This is a genomic window from Helicobacter sp. MIT 11-5569 (genome assembly GCF_000765695.2).
In the GTDB taxonomy this organism is placed as follows: Bacteria; Campylobacterota; Campylobacteria; order Campylobacterales; family Helicobacteraceae; genus Helicobacter_D.
In genome coordinates this window covers 25,268-47,374 of sequence record NZ_JRPB02000010.1, presented here as the reverse complement: position 1 = coordinate 47,374, position 22,107 = coordinate 25,268, and the positions used below count along the sequence as shown (strand labels likewise).

Below are 22,107 nucleotides of genomic sequence, written 5' to 3'. Positions count from 1 at the left end.
ATAAATCAATCTTGGCAATTTCTTGCTCCAAATTCAAACTTTTATGTAAGGTTTGAATCTTTCTTTGTGTATTTTGTTGGAATATTTAATTTTTCTAAAATCACCCTAAAATCTTCTAAACAATTTTGATTATTTTTAAGCTCTAAATATTCGATTCCCAAAGATTTAAGCTGATTCTTATTCTGCACACTTAATGTATCTGCTATAAAAATATCAGTATCCCTTGCAATTACAGCATCAGCAGATTCTGGATTACCCTTACCCATCAATTTTACTTCAACTTTGTATTCCTTGCTTTTATCAAAATTGTAAAGTTTAAAATCTACCTCTCTGTCAAAATCAAGCTCTCCATTTTTCTTAAAAATTGCGTCATCAATAAAATCTTTTTCTACTCTACATTGTTGGCATAATGCTAACATTAAAGGTTTTTCAACCCTTTTGCCTATACTGCTCCACGCCCCTCCACGCAATGCGATTTTTTTAGTTGCTAAAGCATTAATAACCAATAAGCTCTCACTTAAATTAAGTTCTACTGAAATTTCTTTATAAGAAATTTTAATGTTAATACCTATATTTTCACCATTATCTCCTAAAGTTTCCAAAAGGGATTCCAAATAATCAATATTAGTATTGGCCACATTAAGCACAATTTCTTTAGTTGCACTACCATAAATATTGCTAATTGTCTTTTTGTTCATTCCTGCAAAAATTGCTGCCTCATTAGGTTCTATCTTAGAATTGTTAATAAAATGCTTTTTATACCATTGCAGATTAATATTTGTATCATTGATTTTTGCTTCTAAAATTTGTTTGAAAAAATCAAGTGCAAAATCTAAAAATTCTAAATTAATTGCATTGATAACTTCCTCTCTATAATCTTGTCCCTTTAAAAGCTTTTCTATCGTTTTATTAATAACTATATCATCAAATCTCATTGAAGCCACCTTGTTTTAATTTTTCTGCATACTCTAAATTTTGCTCACATAAAAGCGGAATCCTGTTCATTGCGTTTGCAACTCTCCCGAATGTCCCACTACCCGCAAAAGGGTCGCATACCACATCACCTTCAAAAGAATAATACTTTAATACCTTTTGGCAAAGCTCCTCTGGAAAAACTGCTGGGTGATTTTTATCTGATTTGGGAGAAATATACCAACAATTTGTTGAATCTATTTGCTCATCATTTTTTAAATTTTTATCATAATCTTTAATATTTTTATCTAATAAGAAAGATGCGTTTTTGCGATATACCATAATGCTTTCAGTAACACAATTTGGTTTATAACTTAGAGGTTTTTTGGTTTGCAAATATCCCGCTATGCGATTTGGCACAGAATATTCAGGTTTTATCCAAATAATCTCATCTATAAAATAAAATCCACTTTCACATAAAATATTATGAAAATCAAAATGTATAGGGTACCTAATAGATTCAAACTCCCTCCCTGCTCTTTTTGTAATTACAGGAGAAACATTAATAAGGATAAATCTGCCATTTTCTAAAATTCTATGGCATTGCCTTAAAGTGTCTTTCATAGAATCCAAATAATCACTATAGCTTCTGTAATCACTATAAAGCCTCGCATTATAATATGGGGGTGAAGTAAAAATAAGCTGTACTTGCTGTTCTTGAATTTTATTAAGTGTAATGCGATTATCCCCTATAAGCAAAGAGGGTTTGAGAATCTGTCTTTGAGATTTTAAATCTCTCTTTTTTTCTTTTCTAAAACTATGGTATTCAAGCATTTTTTGCATAACTTCATTGTTATAATGCTTTAAGATTCTATCCCTCAAATCTGCAAACCTCATATCTTCTTTTGACTTATAAAGACAGGTACGAAACATTTGATAAATGACTTCCATATAATGATTATTGAAAGCTTCTTTACTTAAAAAATCATAAATTTTATCATTATTTTTTTGCCTACCAATAGACGAAATAATTTCTCTTTGAATTTCTATACTCAATACTTCTTGCATAAACATATCCAAAAGAATAGCTAAATTAGAATCTGATTTTTCAAGCCCCAGTTTTTTAACGGATTCTATGGTGATTACACAAAACAAACTTTGCTGTATTGTCATCGTTTGCTAACCCTCCTTTTCTGTTGCCCATTCGCTAGATTCTCTAAAGCAGTGCGGTGCGTGTGTTCTTTATCATTTATAGTAATGTCTTGAATCGTATTAAGATAGGTGCTTAAAAATTCCATTATTTAACTTTTGCTTTTAATATGTTAAAATTCTAGCACAACGCCCCTTAAAAGTTAGAAAATGCCCTATATTTACGAAGAGTTTGTTATAGATTCTCCCACAAAAGCCTATCAATTTTTAATGCAAAATCTACATCTTAATATGGCGGACGCGCAACGTTATATCAACAAAGGCAAAGTGCGCTATAAGGGCGAAATTTTGCAAGAAAAGGCAAAACTACTTCACGACTGCGTGCAAGTGCTAGTTTTTAAGTCGGATTCTGTGGGCTTAAAACCACTTTATGAAAATGCAGATTTTGCGATTTTTAACAAGCCTGCAAAAATGCTAATCCACCCAAAAGGGCGATTCCATCATCATAGCCTTATTGATGAGGTGCGCGCATATTTGGGGAATACAGCAAATCTCACGCATAGAATTGATAAAGAAACAAGCGGTTTGGTGCTTGTTGGCAAGCATAAAAAAAGCATTAGCGAGCTTGGCGAGAGCTTTGCAAACAATAAAATTGAAAAAGAATATCTAGCACTTGTGAAAGGGGATTTTAGCAAAAGCAAATTTGGCACAAAGGATTTTTGCCTTTCTTTACCACTAGCAACACAGCCAAAAGGTGGAGATTTGTGCGTGCGCTCTAAATTTTCGGGAGAATCTCATTCTAGCTTTTTGAAATTTAAAGAAGCAAAAAGTGAGTTTGAAATACTTGGAAACTTTTGGGATTCCAAAGCGTGTTATACACTGCTTAAAGTGCGTCCAAAAACAGGGCGCACCCACCAAATCCGCTTACATTTATCCGCACTTGGCTTTCCGATTCTTGGCGACCCACTCTATGGCACGCAAGATTCTCACAGCAGAGAATATTTAGATGCAGAATTTATCGCTCCAAAGCCGATAGAAAAGGAAAAGGAATCGCAAAATCAATTTTGCAAGAGTGATTGCGGCTTGAGTGATGCAAAGCGAATAGAATATTTTGGCTCTACGCGCTTAATGCTACATGCTTATAGCCTGCGATTCCATTATAATGGCAATGATTATTACTTCAAAAGCATTGAAAATTTTGAGATTAACCAAAAGACTTTTAACACTTTTTAAAGCATATTTTTTAAAGTAACAAAAACACAGAATCTTAAATAAAGGTTTGGTGTGCAAGTGGAATTATGCTATAATCCTAGAAATTTCTCTTTATAAGGATTCTACAAATGATGCCAAGCGTTCAGCAGCTACTTATTGTTTTGTTGATTATTGTTGTGCTTTTTGGAGCAAAAAAGATTCCTGATTTGGCAAAAGGTTTAGGCTCTGGAATCAAAAATTTCAAAAAAGCAGTCAAAGAAGATGAAGAAGAGGTCGCACAAAATACAAAAATCGAACAAGACAAAACTACTTCTACTACTGCAAACACAACGGATTCTAAACCTAGCGAAACTGCAAAAGTGTAATTATGTATCAAGCGGTTAAAGAAATTGTCGATTCCGCACTTGGTGTTTCAAGTGTGCTAGAAAAGCCACGCGATAAAAATTTTGGGCATTTTGCGCTACCAACTTTTAGTTTTGCAAAAGAATTACGCAAAGCCCCGCAAATTATCGCACAAGAATTTGCAGAAAAATTAGAATCTCTCCCGCAAATTGCAAGCGTTAATGTAGTGAATGGCTATGTCAATTTTAGCGTTAGCGAAGAATTTTTAGGGCAATGTGCGTGGGAATTTTTGCAAGAAAACTCACACAAAAAAGCACCACAAAAAAGTATTTTGCTAGAATATGTGAGCGCAAATCCAACAGGACCATTACACATAGGGCACGCGCGCGGAGCAGCATTTGGGGATAGTTTAGCTAGAATCGGACGATTTTTAGGCTATGCAATTCATACTGAATATTATGTCAATGACGCAGGTGCTCAGATTGAAAAACTTGGCAAATCCATTTATTATGCCGGGCGCGCTTTGCTTTTTGGAGAAAGCAGTGAGTTACCACAAGAATGCTATCAAGGGGAATATGTCTTTGAACTTGCTGAAGAAGCAAAAAAGGAATTAGGTAATAGCGTTTTTGAAAGTTTAGAATCGCTAGATAAGCTTTGTCTCTTTGGCAAGGATAAAATGCTCCAAGAGATAAAAAACAATCTTGCACAAGTTGGAATCACATTTGATACTTATGCGAGCGAAAAAGAACTTTTTGCACAATGGGATTCCACATTAGAATCCTTAAAAGCACATCAAGGAGTCTATGAAAGCGAAGATAAGCTTTGGCTACAATCCACAACGTATGGAGATGAAAAAGACCGCGTCATTGTGCGCGAAAATGGTGAGCCAACTTATTTAGCGGGCGATATTATCTACCACAAAGACAAGTTTGAGCGCAATTTTGAGCATTACATTAACATTTGGGGTGCAGACCACCACGGATATATTGCTAGAGTTAAAGCAGCTATTGCATTTTTAGGCTTTGAAGCACAAAAACTAGAAGTTTTATTAGCACAAATGGTTGCACTTTTAAAAGACGGAAAACCTTATAAAATGAGCAAGCGTGCAGGGAATTTCATCTTAATGAAAGATGTTGCAGAAGAAGTCGGTGCAGACGCATTGCGTCTTATGTTTTTAAGCAAAAAACCCGATACGCATTTAGAATTTGATGTGGAGTTGCTAAAAAAGCAAGATTCCAGCAATCCTGTGTATTATATCAACTACGCACACGCTAGAATCCACACATTATTTTCAAAATCTGATTTTAATATAGAATCTTTTAAGAATCTTCCACTAGATAAATCCATAAAATCATTAAAGGGCATGCAAGAAAATTTGTGCAATTTGCTAGTTTCTGCTTTGGGAATCAACAAGGTTTTAGCAGATGCGTTTTCACAACGTTTGGTGAATAAAGTCGTGGATTATCTCTACACACTAGCAGGAGAATTCCACCATTTCTACAACGAAACAAAAATTTTAAACACAGAGAATACAGAACAGATCTTAAGGGTGCTTGCTGTTGTGGCACATTCTATTGCTTTAGGTTTAAGTTTGCTTGGCGTTAAAGCAAAAGTTAGTATGTAAAAGGAGAGTTTTTGAGTAAGGCAGTCATTTTCCCGGGTCAAGGTAGCCAAAATGTTGGTATGGGTAAAGATTTATTTGAAAATAGTGCGGAAGTTAGGGCATTATTTGAACAAGCAAGTGAGATTCTAAAAGAAGATATGCAAAAACTTTGCTTTACAGAAAATGCAAAGCTTAATAGCACACAATACACACAACCTGCAATTTTACTTGTGAGCTTTAGCGTATTTTCTCTAATTTCTCCAAAATTAAAAGGCGATATTGCCTTTGGACTCGGACATTCTTTAGGAGAGTTTAGCGCATTATGTGCTAGCGGAGTGCTAGATTTCGCATCAGCACTTACACTTGTGAGCCAACGCGGAATCTTAATGGAAGAAACTTGCAAGTCCAAAGCAGCAGGAATGATGGTTGTTTTAGGCTTAGAAGATGCAGCTTTAGAAGAATTTTGTGCAAAAAAACGGAATCTTGGATTAAGTGTTTGGTGCGCAAATTATAATGGTGATGGGCAAATGGTGCTAGGCGGAGGCAGAGAAGATTTACAGAGCTTAGAAGTCGAACTAAAAGGACTTGGAGCAAAGAGAGCATTAATGCTTCCAATGTCTGTGGCAAGCCATTGTCCAATATTAGAAGGAATGTGTAAAGAATTTAGAGTTTTATTAGAAGCTGCACTTTGTGATTCCTTTGCTTTTCCTATTATTTCAAATGTTAATGCAAAGCCTTATAATACAAAATCACAAGCATTAGAAGTATTAGCGAATCAATTAATTCAACCTGTGCTTTATAAACAATCTATTCGTGAAAATGATAGTGAAATTAGTGGATTTATAGAATGTGGAGGAAGTGTGCTTAAGGGCTTAAATAAACGCTTAAGCCAAAAAGATACGCTTTCTTTACAAACTTATGCAGAAATTCAAGACTTTTTACAAAAGGACTAAGATGATTATTGGAATCATAGGAGCAATGCAAGAAGAAATTACGCCATTGCTAGAACATTACCAAGCGTATGAAACACTAGAATTTGGCGGGAATACATTTTATAAAATTACACTAAGCAATAAAACGCTTATTATTGCGTGCAGTCGTATTGGAAAGGTGCATTCTGCGCTTACTGCTAGCACGATGATTTTGCGTTTTGGTTGCCAAAAAATTATTTTTAATGGAGTTGCAGGAGGAATTAACCCAAATTATAGAATTGGCGATTTAGTGCTTGCAACCAAATTATGCCAACACGATGTTGATATTACAATTTTTGGACATCCTTTTGGGTATTTTTCAGAAGGCAAAATCTTCACAGAATCAAATGTAGCTTTAAATGCGGTTGCAAAACAAGCTGCTAAAGAAAATGCAATCACACTACATGAAGGTATTATAGCAACAGGAGACCAATTTATCAGCTCAAAAGAGAAAAAAGAGTGGATAAAAAAAGAATTCAATGCTGATGCCATTGAAATGGAAGGAGCAAGCGTAGCAGTAGTGTGCGATAATCTAGGGATTCCACTATGCGTGATACGCGCAATCTCTGATAATGCAGGAGACGAAGCGTTGGTAAGTTATGAGGAATTTTTAGAATCTAGTGCTAGAATTAGTGCAGCACTTGTAATCAAAATGATTGAAAAACTATAAAGGAGTTTATTATGCGTTTAATTTTAGTTCGTCATGCAAAGGCTGAAAATAGAGACAAATGGATTGATAAGGATGATTTAAAGCGTCCTTTGACAAAAAAAGGGATTAAACAAGCAAAAAAAATTGCAAAATACATTGGCAAAAAATACCCTAATGTAGATGCAATCATTGCATCTCTTGCATTACGCGCATGTGATACTGCAAAATATATTGCAAAAAAACAGGCGCATTGCACATTTTTCTTGACGCCAAATATTAATCCAGAAGAAGGAATTAAAGGATTTTTGGAAAACAAAGAAAAGATTGAGGAAGATTGGCAAACACTTGTTATTGTTGCACATGAGCCAGCAATTAGCGAATTTGTGCGTTTTATTTGTGCTAAAGGGACATTAAATTTGCAAGTCGATAAGGGTTGTGTAGTAGAACTAGAGCGCGAAAATGAAAATAACTGGGTATTAATGGGGCTAAGTAATTTTTAAGGATTAAAATGTTTCTAGGATATTTACCCGATATTGCAAATAAGTTTAAAAAGAATGCAGTCTTGAGCAATGTTTTTGGTTATCTTTTTGATGCGCTAGATACAGAAAGTCAAGTGCATAAGCGTATTTGCTCCCTAGAAATAGGAGAAAAATTTGAAGAGTTGCTTAATGGAGGCGCAAAAGCAATCGCGCAAGCCTATAAAACAAAATCCCCAAAAGAAGCGTTTTATGAAAGCCATGTAGAAATGGTGGATTTTCAAATGGTTATAGAAGGCAAAGAAATATTTTTTGTCGCTCCGCATTCTCTTTGTGAGATAAAACAACCGCTAGATTCCGCTAAAGACTTGATAGAATATGCGTCAAGCCCTTTTATTTCAAGCATTCAATTATTTAATGGTAATTTAGCAGTTTTTGAAGCTTTTGATGTGCATGCAGGAGGAATCTCAACAAATGCAGAAGAAGCAATCGTTAAAAAAATTGTCATAAAAGTTCCAAAAGAATATATAAAACTAAATTTCTAAATATAAATTCCACGCAAAAATATTAACCTTATTATAACTTCATTATCTGCATAACTTTAAGGCATTTTGCAAGCATTGCCAAATTATGCTAAAATTCATACTTTAAAAGGCATATTATGAAGACTCTAACACTTGCTAGCATTTATGAAATTCAAGGGCATCGCCACGAAGCTGCAGAGATTTATAAGGCAATTTTAGAAGAAAATCCCAATAATGCAGAAGCCAAAGTCGCTTTAAAGCGACTTGTGAGCAATCGTAAAAATTATGGGAAGGCAAATGAAGATATGCTAAATTTGTTTATCCAAATGGATAGTAGTGTTGAGTTTAATGAATTTGAAAGGTGGTTATTGCAATTATGGAACTAAAAGAAGCGATTTTACAAACCTTAGCCGAAATTGACACAACAGAAACGGAATCCCCAAATTCTATACCCACTTTTGACCCCCAAACACCAGAGCGTGATGCCCTTTTAGAGGTGCTTCCAACAGAACAAAATGAAAAAAATATAAATACACAAAATCCATATGCACGCAAAATTGAGAAGTTGGATTTCAAAAATACAGAAGAATTAAAAACTCTACTTAGTAAATACTATTTAGAAGAAGAAAAATTTTTAAACACGCTTCAAGAAAGAATTTTAGTGCTTTTTGAAGGCTTACAATCCCCAAATAACCGCAATATAGAAAGTAAAGTCGATATGATTCTAAACTTTTTAGAATATACTCTAGCCATTATTGATGAAAAAAAGAACCAAAAATGAAGAAATTTTATTTATTTACTTTTGATTTACCATTTTACTTTATAATTCCACCATCTCAACACAATGAGTTGAGAGACAAACTTAAGCAATTAAGTTTGGTTTTCCTTTTTGGAAGTGAATTTCATCCACTCCTCCTTTGTTTAAGGACACTTAGTGTGAGTAAGTTCTTTGAAAATATTATTTTTTCTAGCAGGCATTTTCCTGAGTTTTTATTTAACCCCCTAAAATACCCAATCCTCCTTTTTGTTAGGAAAATGCCATGCTAGAAGTGTTGATGATAGAAGATGATTTAGAGCTTGCAACTATTCTTAGCGAATATTTAAAAGCTCATGATATAAATGTAACAAATTATGATGAGCCATACACTGGCATGAGTGCAATAAACACTCGACATTTTGACCTCCTTCTTTTAGATCTAACACTCCCAAACTTAGATGGGCTGGAAGTTTGCAAGAAAGTTGCCAAAGAAAAGCGTATCCCAATAATAATCTCTTCTGCAAGACACGATATAGACGATAGAGTCTTAGGGTTAGAATATGGTGCTGATGATTATATTCCCAAACCCTATGATCCTAAAGAACTTATTGCTAGAATCCATAGTGTCCTTCGTAGATATAATTTAGCAAAAAACCCAGATAATACAGAAATCTCTATACTTCCTTTTCGCCTTGAGAAAGGAGGCAGAGAAATTTACTTAAACAATGAACTCTTAGAGCTTACCAAAGCTGAGTATGAGATTTTATGCTTTATGCTAGAAAATGTTAATCAAGCACTTACACGTGATTCTATCGCTACACACGCAGACTCTATCAATCCAGATTCTAGCAACAAAAGCATTGATGTTATTATTGGTCGCTTGCGTTCAAAGATTGAAAAAAATGGTAAAAAATTTATCTTTTCTGTGCGTGGAATCGGATATAAACTGCAACTAAAAGATGATTAAAAATTCTATTATTGTCAAAATCTCTATTCTTTTTATTGTCGCAATCATTGGATTAGGAGCATTTTCTTATCACTTTATCCGCGAAGAAATCCATAAAGAAAACTTAGAAAATCAACTCAAATACAACCAATTTCTAGCCACAATCAACCAACTTGTGCACTTTGGAGGAAATGTAGATTTAATCGAAAAATATCTCCATGAGTTGGGCTTGCAACAAATCCAAGAAGAAAAGACTTTAGAAAAATTTGAAAACCACTTAACGCCAGATTTAGCAAGTGGCATTATCGCCAAAATCATCAAACAAGAATATGGCGTGTATTTATTCTTACAAACTCCAACAGAATGGAAACTTTATGGAGATTTACACAGAAATAAACTTTTTAATTACTACCTCATCACATTTTTTGCATTTTTGGTTGTTGTATTTTTGTTTGTGCTTGTCATCAAAAGTATTCTGCCTCTTAAAACCTTGCGCAAAAAGATTAGAAAGTTTGCTAATGGACAAACAAATATTAATTTTAAGATTAGTCAAAATGATGAGATTGGTGAGCTTTCACAAGAGTTTGAAAATGCCGTAGAGAAAATTAACGCTCTTAATCAATCGCGCCATTTATTTTTGCGTGCTATTATGCATGAGCTAAAAACTCCTATTACAAAAGGCAGAATCACTGCGGAAATGATTGACAATACACTTTATAAAGAACGCTTATGCAGTGTTTTTGACCGCTTAAATTCTCTAATTAATGAATTTGCCAAAATTGAAGAGTTAAGTTCGCGCAATTATTACTTAAATAAACAAAACTATGCGCTAAAAGAAATTTTAGACCAAACCTTTACAATGCTATTACTAGATAAAACACAAATTCAAGAATTATTTATTTTGCCACTTGAAAACCATAGATTATATTGTGATTTTGAAATGCTAACCCTAGCGATTAAAAATCTTCTTGATAATGCGCTAAAATACAAAACAAAAGGCAAAGTGGAGCTTCGCATAAAAGATAATGATTTAGAGATTTTAAACTTTGGAGCACCTTTGCCCTACTCCTTAAAAGACCATTCTAAACCTTTTTTTAAAGATGTGAATTCTAATAAAAATGGCGGGCTTGGGCTTGGTATTTATATTGTGAAAAGCACATTGGAATCACAAGGTTTAACCCTTGATTACACACATAGCAATGATGTGAATATGTTTATTATAAAGGGTGTTATCGCCCCAAATCTAAAATAAAGGAATCCCTATGTTTAAACGTTTGCGAAGAGTTCGACTAAATAGCGTGGTGCGCAATCTTGTAGAAGAAAATACTATCCGCACACAAGATTTGATTTATCCCCTTTTTATCACACATGGAACAAATATTAAAAACGCTATTGCTAGCATGCCTGATGTCTATCAACTCAGCATTGATAATGCGTTAGAAGAATGTGCTAAGCTAGAATCTTTAGGCATTAATGCAGTAATGCTTTTTGGGATTCCAGCAATCAAAGATAGCACAGGCTCTGAAGCATTAAGCGAACAAGGTATCATCGCTCAGGCTCTACGCGCAATCAAAGAAAAGTTTCCAAATTTATTGTTATGCGTGGATTTATGTTTTTGTGAATACACAGACCATGGGCATTGTGGAATCTTAAACCCAAAACTCCAAAGCGTAGATAATGATTTGACTTTGGAGATTCTCAACAAACAAGCCATTGTTTTAGCACAATCAGGCGCAGACTTAATTGCACCAAGTGGAATGATGGACGGAATGATAGAGTCCCTCCGCACAGCACTAGATAATGCAGGCTTTTCTCATCTTCCAATAATGAGTTATTCTACAAAATTTGCTAGTGGTTATTATGGACCTTTTCGTGATGTTGCGCAAAGCACACCGAGTTTTGGGGATAGAAAATCTTACCAACAAAACCCAGCAAATCGCAGAGAAGCGATTGCAGAGAGCTTAGAAGATGAAGCACAAGGGGCAGATATTTTAATGGTTAAGCCAGCTCTTGCTTATCTTGATATCGTTCGCGATATTAGAGAAAGAAGCTTACTTCCACTTGCGGTGTATAATGTGAGCGGAGAATATGCAATGCTAAAATTTGCACAAAAAGCTGGGCTTATTGATTATGAACGCGTATTAATGGAGACGATGTTAAGCTTTAAGCGCGCGGGAGCAGATATTATCATCACTTATCACGCAAAAGAAATCGCTAAACTTCTTAAATTAAGCTAAAAGCATATTTAAGATTCCACATTATGGAATCTTAATGTAAGCTCAATTAGCTTTTAACTTTCTTTAAACATTCTACTTGCTAGTTTTTTAGTTTTGACTGCACGTTCTTCTTTTTTGAGTGAAGAATAAAGTGTGTTTGTATGTTCTTCTAACATTTTTTGACTATTGAGTGCTTTTTCATTGTCTTTTGGAGCAAGTTTAGTGTATTCTCCATTGCTTTTTAACAAATGTGCTTTAGCGGTATCTTCATTTTGAATATTAAGGATTCCAAATAATTTATCAGCTAATGCGTCATCAAAAATTGGTGTCATTAACTCCACGCGGCGTTCTAAATTTCTTGGCATTAAATCTGCACTTGCAAAATAAATTGGCACTTCAGAGTGCTTAAAGTAATAAATTCTTGCATGCTCTAAGTATTTACCCACAATAGAAATGACACGAATATTTTCACTAACCCCCTTAATACCCGGTCTTAAGCAACAAATCCCACGCACAATCAAATCAATCTTCACTCCCGCATTAGAAGCTTTATAAAGGGCTAAAATCACATCTGTATCAACCACAGAATTTGCTTTTAAGATAATGCGCCCTTCGCTTCCCATTTTTGCCTCATTTTCAATTAAATCTAGGATTTTTGACTTAATCTGCAAAGGTGCTGAAAGCAATGCGCTAAGCTTAGATTTATGCGAAAATCCAGAAAGATTGTGAAAGAATTTTGTCGCATCTTGTGTAAATGCACGTTTAGAAGTCATATAGCTAATATCTGTATAAATTTTTGCTGTGCTTGGATTATAATTCCCCGTGCTTAAATGCACATATTCGCGCAACTCTTTACCTATGCTTTTAATCACTAAAGCAATTTTTGCATGCACTTTAAGTCCGGGAACACCGTAAATCACATGCGCTCCTGCAGATTCTAACGCACGCGCCCAATGCAAGTTATTTTCTTCGTCAAATCTTGCCTTTAGTTCCACTAAAGCGGTAACTTGTTTGCCATTTTCTGCTGCTTCAATAAGTGCTTTGACAATCGGGGAATTTTTGCCCACACGATAAAGTGTCATTCTGATAGAAAAAACATCAGGGTCTTTTGCAGCACTTTGGATAAAATTCACAACGGGGTCAAAGCTCTCATAAGGTTGGAAAGAAAGAATATCTTGAGAATCTAGCACAGAAAAAATATTTGTATTAGAATCTAGCGGAGGTAAAATCTTAGACGTATAGCTAGGAAATGTAAGTTTTGCAAAGTTTTTATTCCCAACAATCTCCCAAAGAATATTAGAATTCATCGGTATTTCAGACTCATAAATATCTTCTGGTGTTACTTGAATATATTGTGTAATAAAATTTTTAAGCTCTTTGTCTTTTGTTTTTTGGATTTCTAAGCGGATAATTTCTCCCTTTCTGCGTGATTTTAGCCCTTCTGTCATTAAAGCCATAAAATCATCTGCTTCTTCTTCTTCAATTTCCATATCTGCATTTCTTGTTACTCTAAATGCACTCCAACCTAGAACTTTAAAGCCCGGGAATAGCTCATTTGTAAATTCTGCAACAATGGAATCTGTGTAAAAATAAGTATCTCCTAGTCGCACAAATCCCGGTAACATTCTCGAAATTCGTGTCATTCCAAATTTAATTTCTCTAGGATTATCTAAGTTTTGTAGTTTTAAAGCAAGCACATAAGTTAGATTATTTAAATGCGGAAAAGGGTGTGTTGCATCTACGGCAATAGGCACAACAATAGGGTAAAGATGATTAAAGAAATATTCTTGCAATTCTTCTTTTTCTTTTTTGCTACCTTGCGCATAAGTTTTAATATGCAAACCAAGCTTTGAGAGTTCTTCTTTTATAGAAAAATAACAAGCTTCTAAATGCTTTTTCTCTTCTTTTAGATAGCTTCTAATTTCGTCTAATTGCTCTTTTGGCGTTAGTCTATCAGGACCACTTTCTGTAATACGCGCACTATAAAGACGCTTTAATCCTGCGACACGCACCATATAAAATTCATCTAAATTTGTGCCATAAATTGCAATAAATTTAAGTCTTTCTAAAAGCGGATTATTAGAATCTTGTGCTTCACTTAAAACACGTGTATTAAAACGCAACCAAGACAACTCTCTATTGATAAAATTCGCCGATTTGTTTAAAGTAATTTGAGACACTTTAACCCCTTTAATATGAAAATTTCTCCTAATTATATATAGAATTGCGTTAAAATTGCCTTGAAAGTCTATATAAGTGCGATAATTTATAAGCTTTAAGTTGCTTTTGTGTATTATTGCACCTTAAAATTGTTTTGGGATTAGACTATGAACAAATTAAACTACAAGGATTCTGGTGTAGATATTGCAGAAGGGAATGCTCTAGTTGAAGATTTAAAAGGGTTAGTCAAACAAACCTTTACTCCTAATGTACTTGGCGGACTTGGTTCTTTTAGTGGAGCATTTTTATTGCCTAACGGCTACAAAGAACCTGTCATACTAGCAGCTACAGATGGAGTTGGAACAAAACTAAAGCTTGCTATTGATAGTGGAATCTTAGATAGTGTTGGGATTGATTTAGTTGCAATGTGTGTGAATGATTTAATCTGTAACTTTGCCACTCCAATGTTTTTCTTAGATTATTATGCCACCGGAAAACTTGATAAAAATGCAGCCTTGCAAGTTATTAGTGGAATCACAAAAGGCTGTTTAGAAGCACAATGCGCATTAATCGGTGGAGAAAGTGCAGAAATGCCCGGAATGTATAAGGACAAAGATTTTGATTTAGCAGGATTTGCAGTAGGCATAGCAGAAAGAGAAATGGTAGAACGCTCATCACAAGCAAGTGCTGGTGATGTATTAATTGCTTTACCTAGCAGCGGAATCCATTCTAATGGCTATTCTTTGGTTCGGAAAATCCTAGAACAAAATAAAATTCCCTTAGATTCTAACTTTGAAGGCAAACCTCTTATTGAAACTTTGCTTACACCCACAAAAATCTATGTCCAAACTTTCAAAAAACTTCAAAGCAAAATTAAAGCTTTAGCGCATATTACTGGGGGTGGATTAGTAGAAAATCTTCCGCGTGTGCTTCCTAATGGAGTTTGCGCAAAAATCGTTACAAAAAATATTCAGAAACTACCTATCTTTGAAATGCTTTGCCATTATGTCCAAGATGCCGATAAATACCGCACTTTTAATATGGGTGTTGGAATGGTGCTTATCGCGGATTGCAAAGATGCAGATTTTATCACAAAAGAATCTAGTGGATACATTTTAGGAGTGTTAGAAAGTGGCGAAAAAAACGTTGCATTTGTCTAAAATATGATTTTTTGCTATAATCTAGTTTAAGATGTCAAAAAGAGAAACAAATTCCAATGCCTGAAAGCTTAAAAAAGATTCTAAAAGTTTATCCTTTACCTATTTTTGTATTATTGCTAACTTTTGTAGTGTATTATTCTGCCTTTGAATTATTAAATAAAAAGGAGCGTGCGCAAGCTCCGATTTCTCAAGAAGAGTCAATGCAAAACATAGCAAGCGATTCTAATGAAGACAATACACAACCAATACAAATTCCATCTCAAGATTTATTATCTCCAACAGAAACGGAGACAGAAGACTCCCTAATAATGCCACAACAACTTCCAGAAATCAAACAAGAAACTTACTTAACAAGCAGTGTTAAATCTCTAAATATTCGTAAAAATACAAATACTGACGCACCTATTGTTGGCAAACTCACACCTGAACAAATCGCAATAAGTCTTGAAGAAAAAGAAGGTTGGGTTTTGCTTGCAGATTCTAATACCAAAGAACCTATCGGGTGGGTTTTAAAACGTTTTACAAAAGAAGTTGCACTTGAAAATGCGGCAGAAGCAGAAGTTGCAAAACAACAAATAGAGCAACCACAAATGGAATCAGAGATTCTACAAACAGAGGATTTAACAACACAAGCAACTCAGCTTTATACTTCTAAAGTCCCGAGTTTAAATATTAGAGAAACTCCAAGCACAGAAGCTAGAATCCTAAACAAACTCACGCCAAATGACTCTGTAAGCATTATAGAAAGCAATGGTATTTGGGTTAAAATTCAAGATGCAAACGCAGGCAATAAGAATGGCTGGGTAGTGCGCCGTTCGCTAATTTTACGTGATTAACTTATGCAATTTGCAGTCATTGGAAACCCTATTTCTCATTCGCTTTCTCCCATTTTGCATAATCACGCCTTTAAAACTTTAGAGATTCTAGGTTTTTATGGACGCTATTTGTTGGATAAAAACCAATCTTTTTACCATTTACGCAGCCTGCATTTAAAAGGTGCAAATATTACGGTGCCTTTTAAAGAAATCGCATTTAACTCTTGTGATGAAGTCTTTGGAATCGCACGCGAAATAGGAGCGGTAAATACAATCGTATTTACTGGAAGCAAAATGCTAGGATACAATACAGACGCTTTAGGATTCTATCTTTGTATTGAAAAATTAGCTCCAAAAAATGCCTTAATTATTGGTGCTGGTGGTTCAGCAAAAGCTGTTGCTTGCATTTTAAAAGAAAAGGGTATTCCACCTACTATTATTAATCGCTCCAAAGAACGTTTAAAAGATTTTAGCAACTTTGAATGCGCAACATTTGAGGCTTTCAAACCCAAAACAACTTATGATTTAATCATCAACACTACTCCAGCAGGGCTAACAAGCGATACTTTACCCATTGCAGAAGCTCTATTAGCTCCACTTTTACAAGAAGCGAAATTTGCCTTTGATTTAATCTATGGAAAACAAACTCCTTTTTTAAGCCTAGCACAATCCCTAAAGATTCCAAATACCGATGGAAAACAAATGCTAATCCATCAGGCTATTCTAGCCTTTGAAATTTTTATGGAATCTCAAAATATTAGTTTTGATACAAAAAAATTACACCAGAGTATGCAATATATTCTTTAATATGCTACAATAATTTCACTTCACCAAAAGGAAACAATATGCACACAATCATTACTTCCCGCCATTTTGAACTCACCGATGCAATGAAAGACTATATTTTAAGCCTAACGCAAAGCCTTGAAAAATATCAGCTTGATATTTTAAATACGCGTGTAGTTGTAACATATCAAGAAAAAAAGGGTAGCAAAAAGGGAGAGAAAAAGAAAAAGCGTGCTTTTGGAATCGACATTACTCTTGCTTTAGCACACTCCAACACACTTGTTATTAATCAAATTGATAAAGATTTTTATTCTGCTGTGGATTTAGCAATAAGTAGAATGCACAAGATTTTACGCCGTTATCACGACAAACTCAACCAAAAAAGAGCAATACCAGCACAAGATATAATGGCAGAAACAATTTTGCGCGAAGAGGCTTTGGCAAACAAAGGCGAAGATGAAATCGTGCCTATGGATTTAGATTTGCACAAACCTTTAGATATTGAAGATGCGCTAGAGCGTCTAAAAAGTAGCTCACAACAATTTTTTGTCTTTAATGATAAAGATTCCAAAATGCGCGTGATTTATAAGCGAATTGATGGAAAATACGGACTTTACTAAAAAAATTTATTTAGTAGGCGGAGCTGTGCGCGATGCACTGCTTGGCAAACCTACAAAAGACAAAGATTATGTAGCAGTTGGCTTTAGCGAGGAAGATTTTAAGCACTTACCAAAAGTTGGCAAAAATTTTCCTGTTTTTTTGCAAAAAGACGGCTCTCAAATTGCACTTGCTAGACGTGAAAAAAAAATACAATATGGCTATAATGGATTTAGCACTCAAACGCAACAAGTCTCCTTATATGAAGACTTAAAGAGACGTGATTTAACGCTTAATGCCATTGCGCTAGATGAAACAACACAGACCTACTATGACCCTTTTAATGGAATCAAAGATTTAGAAAATAAAATCTTACGCCATATTAGCGATGCTTTTTGCGAAGACCCTTTACGCGTGTTACGTATTGCAAGATTCCGCGCAAGATTTGGTATAGAATGGAAAATCCACCCAAGCACAAAAATACTCATCTATACAATGCGCGAGGAATTGCACCATTTAGAAAAAAATCGCGTGTATCAAGAAGTCAAAATGGTGCTTTTAGACAAAGATTCCTATTTATTTTTTGAGACACTTTTTGAATTAGGCGTCTTAGATGTGATTTTTCCCCACATTTATGCGCTAACCACACTTAAAGAAGGAAATCTTCATCATTTAGAAAGCTCTGTATTTGCGCACACTATGGAAGTCTTAAAACTTGTAGAATCGCAAATTGTGCCTTTAAATTTTTCAAAAAATGCGCGTTTAATTTTAAAGTTTGCAGCACTCTACCATGATATTGCCAAACCTTATTGCTACCGCACATTTGGAAACTCTAGCGGGCATGATGATATAAATTTAGTGTTACCGCTCCTTGATATTTCTCTACCAAATTCTATTAAAAAGCCAATGCTTATCTTAATCCAAAACCATATTAAAATCTATTTGCTCGCAACAATGCGCGCTTCTAAATGTGTTGCATTTTTTGAAAGTTTCAAAAGAGATTCTCTTCTTTTATCTTTGCAAATTCTTCTATTATTTGCTGATAGAAATGGCAGAACAAGCCTGAAGCCACAGCATTTAGATTCCAACTTCAAATCCACATTATTGCAAACCTTTGACGCGCTAAATGCCTACTCGCCAAAAGAATGGATTGCACAAAATAAGCCTAGTAAAAATGCAATCAAAATACATGTTTTAAGAGAAAAAATTAAAATTATTAAGCAATTTTTAAGAAGTTAAAAATGCCTTTAAATCTCCTTTGAAATGTGTGATTTTTAAACAATCTTGGCACAACTCTAAAGGCTTATCATTAAAAAACTTCATTTGCACCTTATGAGAATAAATCCCTAAAAAAAAGCGCAAATCATAAGTAACAACTGCTAGAAAATCTGGGTTTTTTAAATCTTCCATACAAGCCTTACATCCACATAAATGCACGTATGGGTCGCCTTGCACGCGAAAAGTAGATTCTTGTAATTTTGCTTGATAGAATAATACTTTTTGCTGTGTTTGGTTCGGATATGTGAAATAAATTCCACTAGAATCCGCGTGCAAATCTGAAAAATCTGCCTTAATTCCCCCACTTTGGAGCTGTTTAAATAAAGCGGATTCCAAACTAAACCCATCATCTCCGCAAGCTGCAATAATTTTTTCAAAAAACATTTAATAACTTTTTTCAATCAAATCACAAAGAATATGCCCCATTAAAATGTGCATTTCTTGGATTCTTGGCGTATCATTACTAGGAGAAATCAACAACACATCACAAAAATTTTGCATAGCCCCACCATCTCTCCCGCTAAAACCTAACGTTTTGCAGCCAATTTTACGCGCACATTCTAGCGCATTTAGCACATTTTGGCTATTTCCACTTGTAGAAATCCCCCATAGCAAATCCCCTTGTTTTGCTAATGCTTCACACTGCCTAGAAAAAACATAATCATAGCCATAGTCATTGCCGATTGCTGTTAGCGCACTTGTATCTGTTGTAAGAGCGATTGCACTAAGTCCAACACGTTCTTTTTTGTAACGCCCTGTAAGCTCTGCTGCAATATGTTGTGCATCTGCCGCACTTCCACCATTTCCACAAAGTAGAATCTTGCCACCATCTTTTAATGTGGAAATTGCCATTTTTGCTGCAACTTCTAAGGTTGGCACTAGGGATTCCATTTTTTGCGCACTTTGTAAATGTGCTTTAATTTCATCTAAAATTGTTTGTTGCATTAAGATTCCTTTATTTTTTGAATAAGTGTTGTTGTGCTTTTTCCTTTGATAAAATCAATCAAACGCACTTCTTTGCTAAAAGCACTACCGACAACTTCTTTTCCTTCATAATCTGCACCTTTAACAAGCACATCTGGACGAATTTTTGCAATCAAATCTTTAGGCGTTTGCTCTTCAAAAACAATCACAAAATCCACACATTCTAAGGCACAAAGCTGCGCGATTCTATCTTGTTGCGCATTAATAGGGCGCGATTCTCCTTTTAAGCCCTTAATCGAAGAATCGCTATTTAATCCAATAATTAACAAATCCCCTAAATTGCGTGCTTTATGAAGATAATCCAAATGCCCTAAATGCAAAAGGTCAAAGCAACCATTAGTAAAAACAACTTTAAACCCATCTTGCTTTAATTGCTCTAAAGATTCCAAAAAAGCATTAAAATTTTCTTGTGTGATAAATTTATCTAAATAAAAATTAGGCTTTTTGCGTTTTAAAATTTTGCGGATTTGTGATGTGAAATCATAATTTTCTTGCTCTGCGGAAAAAACTTTTAAAAATTCTGCATTTGCAAGTGTAGAATCCAAAAGATTATTGCGCTTTAAATACGCAAAAATCTCTTGCTTACTTGCTGTTGCAGAACCCACTTTGCTAACCACCACCGCTGCTGCTGCATTTGCAAAATACACGCTTTGTGAGATTGGCTCACCAAGTGCTAACATATACGCTAAAGACGCAATAACAGTATCTCCAGCACCCGTTACATCAAAAACTTCACGCGCTATTGTTGGAATCTTTTGCACAATATTATTTTGCAGAAATGCGATTCCATCTTCGCTTAATGTAATTAAAGAAATCTCCAAATCACAAAGCTTGTTTAAAGCCTCTAAGCATTGCTCTAAGCTCTCTTGGTTGTTAATTGTAATCCCCGTAGCCTCTGTCGCTTCTTTTTTATTAGGAGTTAGCAGTGTCGCGCCTTTGTATTTTGTATAATCTCTACCCTTTGGGTCTGCTAGAATCTTAACTTTAGCGCGTTTTGCTAAAGCAATGAGATTCTGCGTTAAATTATCGCTTAAAACCCCTTTTTGATAATCGCTTAGCACAATGCAAGAAATTTTAGCTGTATGAATCAAAGATTCCACAAATTTTAAAATAAATTCTTTCCCTTCTTTGGAAATTTGTGTTTTATCCTCTCTATCCACGCGCGCAACTTGCTGATGACCGGCTATAATGCGAGATTTTTGCGTTGTTGGACGATTTGGGTGCAAAAAGATTCCTTCTGTGCGAATCCCCTTTTTTTCTAATTCATTTTTTAAAGTCTTTCCTGCACTATCATCTCCTACCATTCCACAAATCCACACGGAAGATTCTAAATGTATAAGGTTGTTTGCGACATTGCACGCACCCCCTAAATTTAGCGATTCTTTTTTAACATCAATCACTTGCACAGGAGCTTCTGGAGAAATACGTTCGCAATTCCCCCAAATATAATGGTCTAAAATCAAATCCCCAACAACTAAAATTTTTGGCTTCACTTGCTTTATCCTATAATGTTACAACTTCATCCCACAAACCGCTTGCGTGAATTGCTTTAATCTCTCCTAAATATTTTTTAATCCCAACTTCCAAAGAAAATCTAGGTGTATAGCCTAAAAATTCCTTTGTTAAAACAATATTTGCTTCTGTGTGCTCTTGAAAGAAAGAATAAGGATTATCAATATATTCCACTGCAAAATCCCCTAAATCTGTTTTTAAACATTCTACAATAGCATTATAAGAGCGTGCCATTCCACTGCCTACATTATACACGCCACTTTTTTTAGATTCCATTGCTTTGACATTGGCTTGAATCACATCTTCAATATACACAAAATCTCTCTTTTGTTCTCCCATTTTAAAAAGACGCACTTTTTTGCTGCTTAATGCTTGCAAACCAAGCTGTAAAATCATAGATGCAGTCTTGCCTTTATACACTTCTTTTTCACCATACACATTAAAATAACGCAAACCAACAATTGTTAAATTAGGATAGCACGCCAAATACTTTTGCATAAGATTATCCATCATAAGTTTTGAAAATCCATAAACATTTTCTGGAATCTCTCCACTACCTATACTATTTGGTGCTGGAGAGTTGCCATAAACCCCTGCACTTGAAGCATAAATCATTACCGCATTTGTGCGCACACTTAAATCTAGCAAATCTTTAAACGCATTGACATTTGCGCGCAAAACCGCTTCTTGGTCCATAACAGTTGTATCTGAAATTGCCGCTTGATGAAAGATATAATCAAACCCATAAGATTCCAAACGCGCTAAATCTTCTTTTTTTGTAATATCCCCAACAATCACTTCGCCTTTAAAGTCTAACAAGTTTTTGAAATGCCCAAGAGATTTAAAATGCCCATTGCTAAAAGTTTTTTCACTTCTAAAACTATCAAACACAACCACTTTTGCTTGATGATATTTTTGGAAATAAAGTGCTAAATTTGAGCCAATAAACCCAGCTCCACCTGTAATTAGAATCTTTTTGCCTGCTAATGAATCATTAATGTATTGCATTTTATCTCCTAAAACTCCTAAAAATTCTCAAGATTATAACAAAATCCGCA

25 protein-coding genes are annotated in these 22,107 nt (G+C 34.8%); 17 read left to right on the top strand and 8 right to left on the bottom strand.

Features of this window, described 5'->3' with window-relative positions; genetic code table 11:
* Positions 1–41: 41 nt before the first annotated feature.
* Genes LS70_RS08200 through LS70_RS10330 form a run of 3 tightly spaced genes read right to left on the bottom strand, consistent with a single transcriptional unit; the run spans position 42 to position 2,210 of the window.
* Complete coding sequence (locus tag LS70_RS08200) at positions 42–935, bottom strand: CfrBI family restriction endonuclease (RefSeq protein WP_034286840.1); 894 nt, start codon at positions 933–935, stop codon at positions 42–44.
* On the bottom strand, positions 925–2,085 hold the full coding sequence (locus tag LS70_RS08195; protein WP_034286842.1) for a DNA-methyltransferase: 1,161 nt from the start codon (positions 2,083–2,085) through the stop codon (positions 925–927). Before LS70_RS08195 ends, LS70_RS08200 begins: the two co-directional genes overlap by 11 nt.
* A complete protein-coding gene (locus LS70_RS10330) occupies positions 2,082–2,210 on the bottom strand; it encodes a hypothetical protein (protein WP_268902948.1) in 129 nt (42 codons plus the stop codon). The genes LS70_RS08195 and LS70_RS10330 overlap by 4 nt, the downstream gene beginning before the upstream one ends.
* A 61-nt stretch (positions 2,211–2,271) precedes the next feature.
* Between LS70_RS10330 and LS70_RS08190 the strand changes: the two genes are divergently transcribed.
* The 12 genes from LS70_RS08190 (at position 2,272) to hemB (ending at position 11,778) form a co-directional block, all read left to right on the top strand.
* On the top strand, positions 2,272–3,294 hold the full coding sequence (locus LS70_RS08190; protein ID WP_052083240.1) for an RluA family pseudouridine synthase: 1,023 nt from the start codon (positions 2,272–2,274) through the stop codon (positions 3,292–3,294).
* A gap of 107 nt (positions 3,295–3,401) precedes the next feature.
* Complete coding sequence (locus LS70_RS08185; RefSeq protein WP_034286845.1) at positions 3,402–3,638, top strand: twin-arginine translocase TatA/TatE family subunit; 237 nt, start codon at positions 3,402–3,404, stop codon at positions 3,636–3,638.
* Positions 3,639–3,640: 2 nt separating this feature from the next.
* Positions 3,641–5,239 (top strand): arginine--tRNA ligase, encoded by a 1,599-nt coding sequence (argS, locus tag LS70_RS08180; RefSeq protein WP_034289981.1) that lies wholly within the window; start codon positions 3,641–3,643, stop codon positions 5,237–5,239.
* Between the two features lie 11 nt (positions 5,240–5,250).
* On the top strand, positions 5,251–6,171 hold the full coding sequence (gene fabD, locus LS70_RS08175) for an ACP S-malonyltransferase (RefSeq protein WP_034286847.1): 921 nt from the start codon (positions 5,251–5,253) through the stop codon (positions 6,169–6,171).
* Position 6,172: 1 nt separating this feature from the next.
* On the top strand, positions 6,173–6,859 hold the full coding sequence (locus LS70_RS08170; protein WP_034286856.1) for a 5'-methylthioadenosine/adenosylhomocysteine nucleosidase: 687 nt from the start codon (positions 6,173–6,175) through the stop codon (positions 6,857–6,859).
* An 11-nt stretch (positions 6,860–6,870) separates the two neighbouring features.
* Positions 6,871–7,338, top strand: a complete 468-nt coding sequence (gene sixA / locus LS70_RS08165) for a phosphohistidine phosphatase SixA (RefSeq protein WP_034286858.1) — start codon at positions 6,871–6,873, stop codon at positions 7,336–7,338.
* Between the two features lie 8 nt (positions 7,339–7,346).
* A complete protein-coding gene (locus tag LS70_RS08160) occupies positions 7,347–7,859 on the top strand; it encodes a YhcH/YjgK/YiaL family protein (protein WP_034286861.1) in 513 nt (170 codons plus the stop codon).
* Positions 7,860–7,975: 116 nt separating this feature from the next.
* Entirely contained in the window at positions 7,976–8,224 is a 249-nt protein-coding gene (locus LS70_RS08155) for a tetratricopeptide repeat protein (protein WP_201273982.1), read from the top strand.
* A complete protein-coding gene (locus tag LS70_RS08150) occupies positions 8,215–8,619 on the top strand; it encodes a CiaD-like domain-containing protein (RefSeq protein ID WP_034286866.1) in 405 nt (134 codons plus the stop codon). Before LS70_RS08155 ends, LS70_RS08150 begins: the two co-directional genes overlap by 10 nt.
* Positions 8,620–8,878: 259 nt before the next feature.
* Positions 8,879–9,562, top strand: a complete 684-nt coding sequence (locus LS70_RS08145) for a response regulator transcription factor (RefSeq protein ID WP_034286872.1) — start codon at positions 8,879–8,881, stop codon at positions 9,560–9,562.
* Positions 9,555–10,793, top strand: a complete 1,239-nt coding sequence (locus LS70_RS08140) for an ArsS family sensor histidine kinase (RefSeq protein ID WP_034286874.1) — start codon at positions 9,555–9,557, stop codon at positions 10,791–10,793. The genes LS70_RS08145 and LS70_RS08140 overlap by 8 nt, the downstream gene beginning before the upstream one ends.
* Before the next feature lie 10 nt (positions 10,794–10,803).
* Positions 10,804–11,778, top strand: coding sequence for a porphobilinogen synthase (gene hemB, locus LS70_RS08135; RefSeq protein ID WP_034286877.1), 975 nt, complete (start codon positions 10,804–10,806; stop codon positions 11,776–11,778).
* A gap of 53 nt (positions 11,779–11,831) precedes the next feature.
* Here the strand turns inward: hemB and LS70_RS08130 are convergent, their stop codons facing one another.
* A complete protein-coding gene (locus LS70_RS08130; RefSeq protein ID WP_034288821.1) occupies positions 11,832–13,928 on the bottom strand; it encodes an RNA degradosome polyphosphate kinase in 2,097 nt (698 codons plus the stop codon).
* 156 nt (positions 13,929–14,084) lie between these two features.
* Between LS70_RS08130 and purM the strand changes: the two genes are divergently transcribed.
* The 5 genes from purM to LS70_RS08105 are packed head-to-tail and all read left to right on the top strand — an operon-like array spanning position 14,085 to position 18,514.
* Positions 14,085–15,077: a phosphoribosylformylglycinamidine cyclo-ligase gene (gene purM, locus LS70_RS08125; protein ID WP_034286879.1), complete on the top strand. Its 993-nt coding sequence runs from the start codon at positions 14,085–14,087 to the stop codon at positions 15,075–15,077.
* A gap of 56 nt (positions 15,078–15,133) precedes the next feature.
* Positions 15,134–15,913, top strand: a complete 780-nt coding sequence (locus LS70_RS08120) for an SH3 domain-containing protein (RefSeq protein WP_034286881.1) — start codon at positions 15,134–15,136, stop codon at positions 15,911–15,913.
* Positions 15,914–15,916: 3 nt separating this feature from the next.
* The gene (locus LS70_RS08115) at positions 15,917–16,699 is read left to right on the top strand and encodes a shikimate dehydrogenase (protein ID WP_034286883.1); all 783 of its coding nucleotides are present in this window, start codon (positions 15,917–15,919) and stop codon (positions 16,697–16,699) included.
* Positions 16,700–16,737: 38 nt separating this feature from the next.
* Positions 16,738–17,298, top strand: coding sequence for a ribosome hibernation-promoting factor, HPF/YfiA family (gene hpf / locus LS70_RS08110; RefSeq protein WP_034286886.1), 561 nt, complete (start codon positions 16,738–16,740; stop codon positions 17,296–17,298).
* Positions 17,276–18,514: an HD domain-containing protein gene (locus tag LS70_RS08105; RefSeq protein WP_034286889.1), complete on the top strand. Its 1,239-nt coding sequence runs from the start codon at positions 17,276–17,278 to the stop codon at positions 18,512–18,514. Before hpf ends, LS70_RS08105 begins: the two co-directional genes overlap by 23 nt.
* Here the strand turns inward: LS70_RS08105 and LS70_RS08100 are convergent.
* The 4 genes from LS70_RS08100 to rfaD are packed head-to-tail and all read right to left on the bottom strand — an operon-like array spanning position 18,503 to position 22,057.
* Positions 18,503–18,937, bottom strand: a complete 435-nt coding sequence (locus LS70_RS08100; protein ID WP_034286895.1) for a hypothetical protein — start codon at positions 18,935–18,937, stop codon at positions 18,503–18,505. The genes LS70_RS08105 and LS70_RS08100 overlap by 12 nt on opposite strands.
* Positions 18,938–19,498, bottom strand: coding sequence for a D-sedoheptulose 7-phosphate isomerase (gmhA, locus tag LS70_RS08095; RefSeq protein ID WP_034286897.1), 561 nt, complete (start codon positions 19,496–19,498; stop codon positions 18,938–18,940).
* Positions 19,498–21,030 carry a D-glycero-beta-D-manno-heptose-7-phosphate kinase gene (rfaE1, locus tag LS70_RS08090; protein WP_081949648.1) on the bottom strand — a complete coding sequence of 511 codons (1,533 nt, stop codon included), beginning with the start codon at positions 21,028–21,030 and terminating at the stop codon, positions 19,498–19,500. Before rfaE1 ends, gmhA begins: the two co-directional genes overlap by 1 nt.
* 10 nt (positions 21,031–21,040) lie before the next feature.
* Positions 21,041–22,057 (bottom strand): ADP-glyceromanno-heptose 6-epimerase, encoded by a 1,017-nt coding sequence (gene rfaD / locus LS70_RS08085; RefSeq protein ID WP_034286901.1) that lies wholly within the window; start codon positions 22,055–22,057, stop codon positions 21,041–21,043.
* Positions 22,058–22,107: the final 50 nt, after the last annotated feature.

Coding starts and splice junctions, on each gene's coding strand:
- LS70_RS08185 (WP_034286845.1), top strand. CDS start 3,402: ATGATGCCAAGCGTTCAGCAGCTACTTATTGTTTTGTTGATTATTGTT.
- LS70_RS08155 (WP_201273982.1), top strand. CDS start 7,976: ATGAAGACTCTAACACTTGCTAGCATTTATGAAATTCAAGGGCATCGC.
- LS70_RS08140 (WP_034286874.1), top strand. CDS start 9,555: ATGATTAAAAATTCTATTATTGTCAAAATCTCTATTCTTTTTATTGTC.
- argS (WP_034289981.1), top strand. CDS start 3,641: ATGTATCAAGCGGTTAAAGAAATTGTCGATTCCGCACTTGGTGTTTCA.
- LS70_RS10330 (WP_268902948.1), bottom strand. CDS start 2,210: ATGGAATTTTTAAGCACCTATCTTAATACGATTCAAGACATTACTATA.
- hpf (WP_034286886.1), top strand. CDS start 16,738: ATGCACACAATCATTACTTCCCGCCATTTTGAACTCACCGATGCAATG.
- LS70_RS08105 (WP_034286889.1), top strand. CDS start 17,276: ATGGAAAATACGGACTTTACTAAAAAAATTTATTTAGTAGGCGGAGCT.
- LS70_RS08150 (WP_034286866.1), top strand. CDS start 8,215: ATGGAACTAAAAGAAGCGATTTTACAAACCTTAGCCGAAATTGACACA.
- LS70_RS08120 (WP_034286881.1), top strand. CDS start 15,134: ATGCCTGAAAGCTTAAAAAAGATTCTAAAAGTTTATCCTTTACCTATT.
- LS70_RS08145 (WP_034286872.1), top strand. CDS start 8,879: ATGCTAGAAGTGTTGATGATAGAAGATGATTTAGAGCTTGCAACTATT.
- LS70_RS08190 (WP_052083240.1), top strand. CDS start 2,272: ATGCCCTATATTTACGAAGAGTTTGTTATAGATTCTCCCACAAAAGCC.
- gmhA (WP_034286897.1), bottom strand. CDS start 19,498: ATGCAACAAACAATTTTAGATGAAATTAAAGCACATTTACAAAGTGCG.
- LS70_RS08170 (WP_034286856.1), top strand. CDS start 6,173: ATGATTATTGGAATCATAGGAGCAATGCAAGAAGAAATTACGCCATTG.
- LS70_RS08115 (WP_034286883.1), top strand. CDS start 15,917: ATGCAATTTGCAGTCATTGGAAACCCTATTTCTCATTCGCTTTCTCCC.
- purM (WP_034286879.1), top strand. CDS start 14,085: ATGAACAAATTAAACTACAAGGATTCTGGTGTAGATATTGCAGAAGGG.
- LS70_RS08100 (WP_034286895.1), bottom strand. CDS start 18,937: ATGTTTTTTGAAAAAATTATTGCAGCTTGCGGAGATGATGGGTTTAGT.
- sixA (WP_034286858.1), top strand. CDS start 6,871: ATGCGTTTAATTTTAGTTCGTCATGCAAAGGCTGAAAATAGAGACAAA.
- LS70_RS08200 (WP_034286840.1), bottom strand. CDS start 935: ATGAGATTTGATGATATAGTTATTAATAAAACGATAGAAAAGCTTTTA.
- LS70_RS08195 (WP_034286842.1), bottom strand. CDS start 2,085: ATGACAATACAGCAAAGTTTGTTTTGTGTAATCACCATAGAATCCGTT.
- LS70_RS08160 (WP_034286861.1), top strand. CDS start 7,347: ATGTTTCTAGGATATTTACCCGATATTGCAAATAAGTTTAAAAAGAAT.
- rfaD (WP_034286901.1), bottom strand. CDS start 22,057: ATGCAATACATTAATGATTCATTAGCAGGCAAAAAGATTCTAATTACA.
- hemB (WP_034286877.1), top strand. CDS start 10,804: ATGTTTAAACGTTTGCGAAGAGTTCGACTAAATAGCGTGGTGCGCAAT.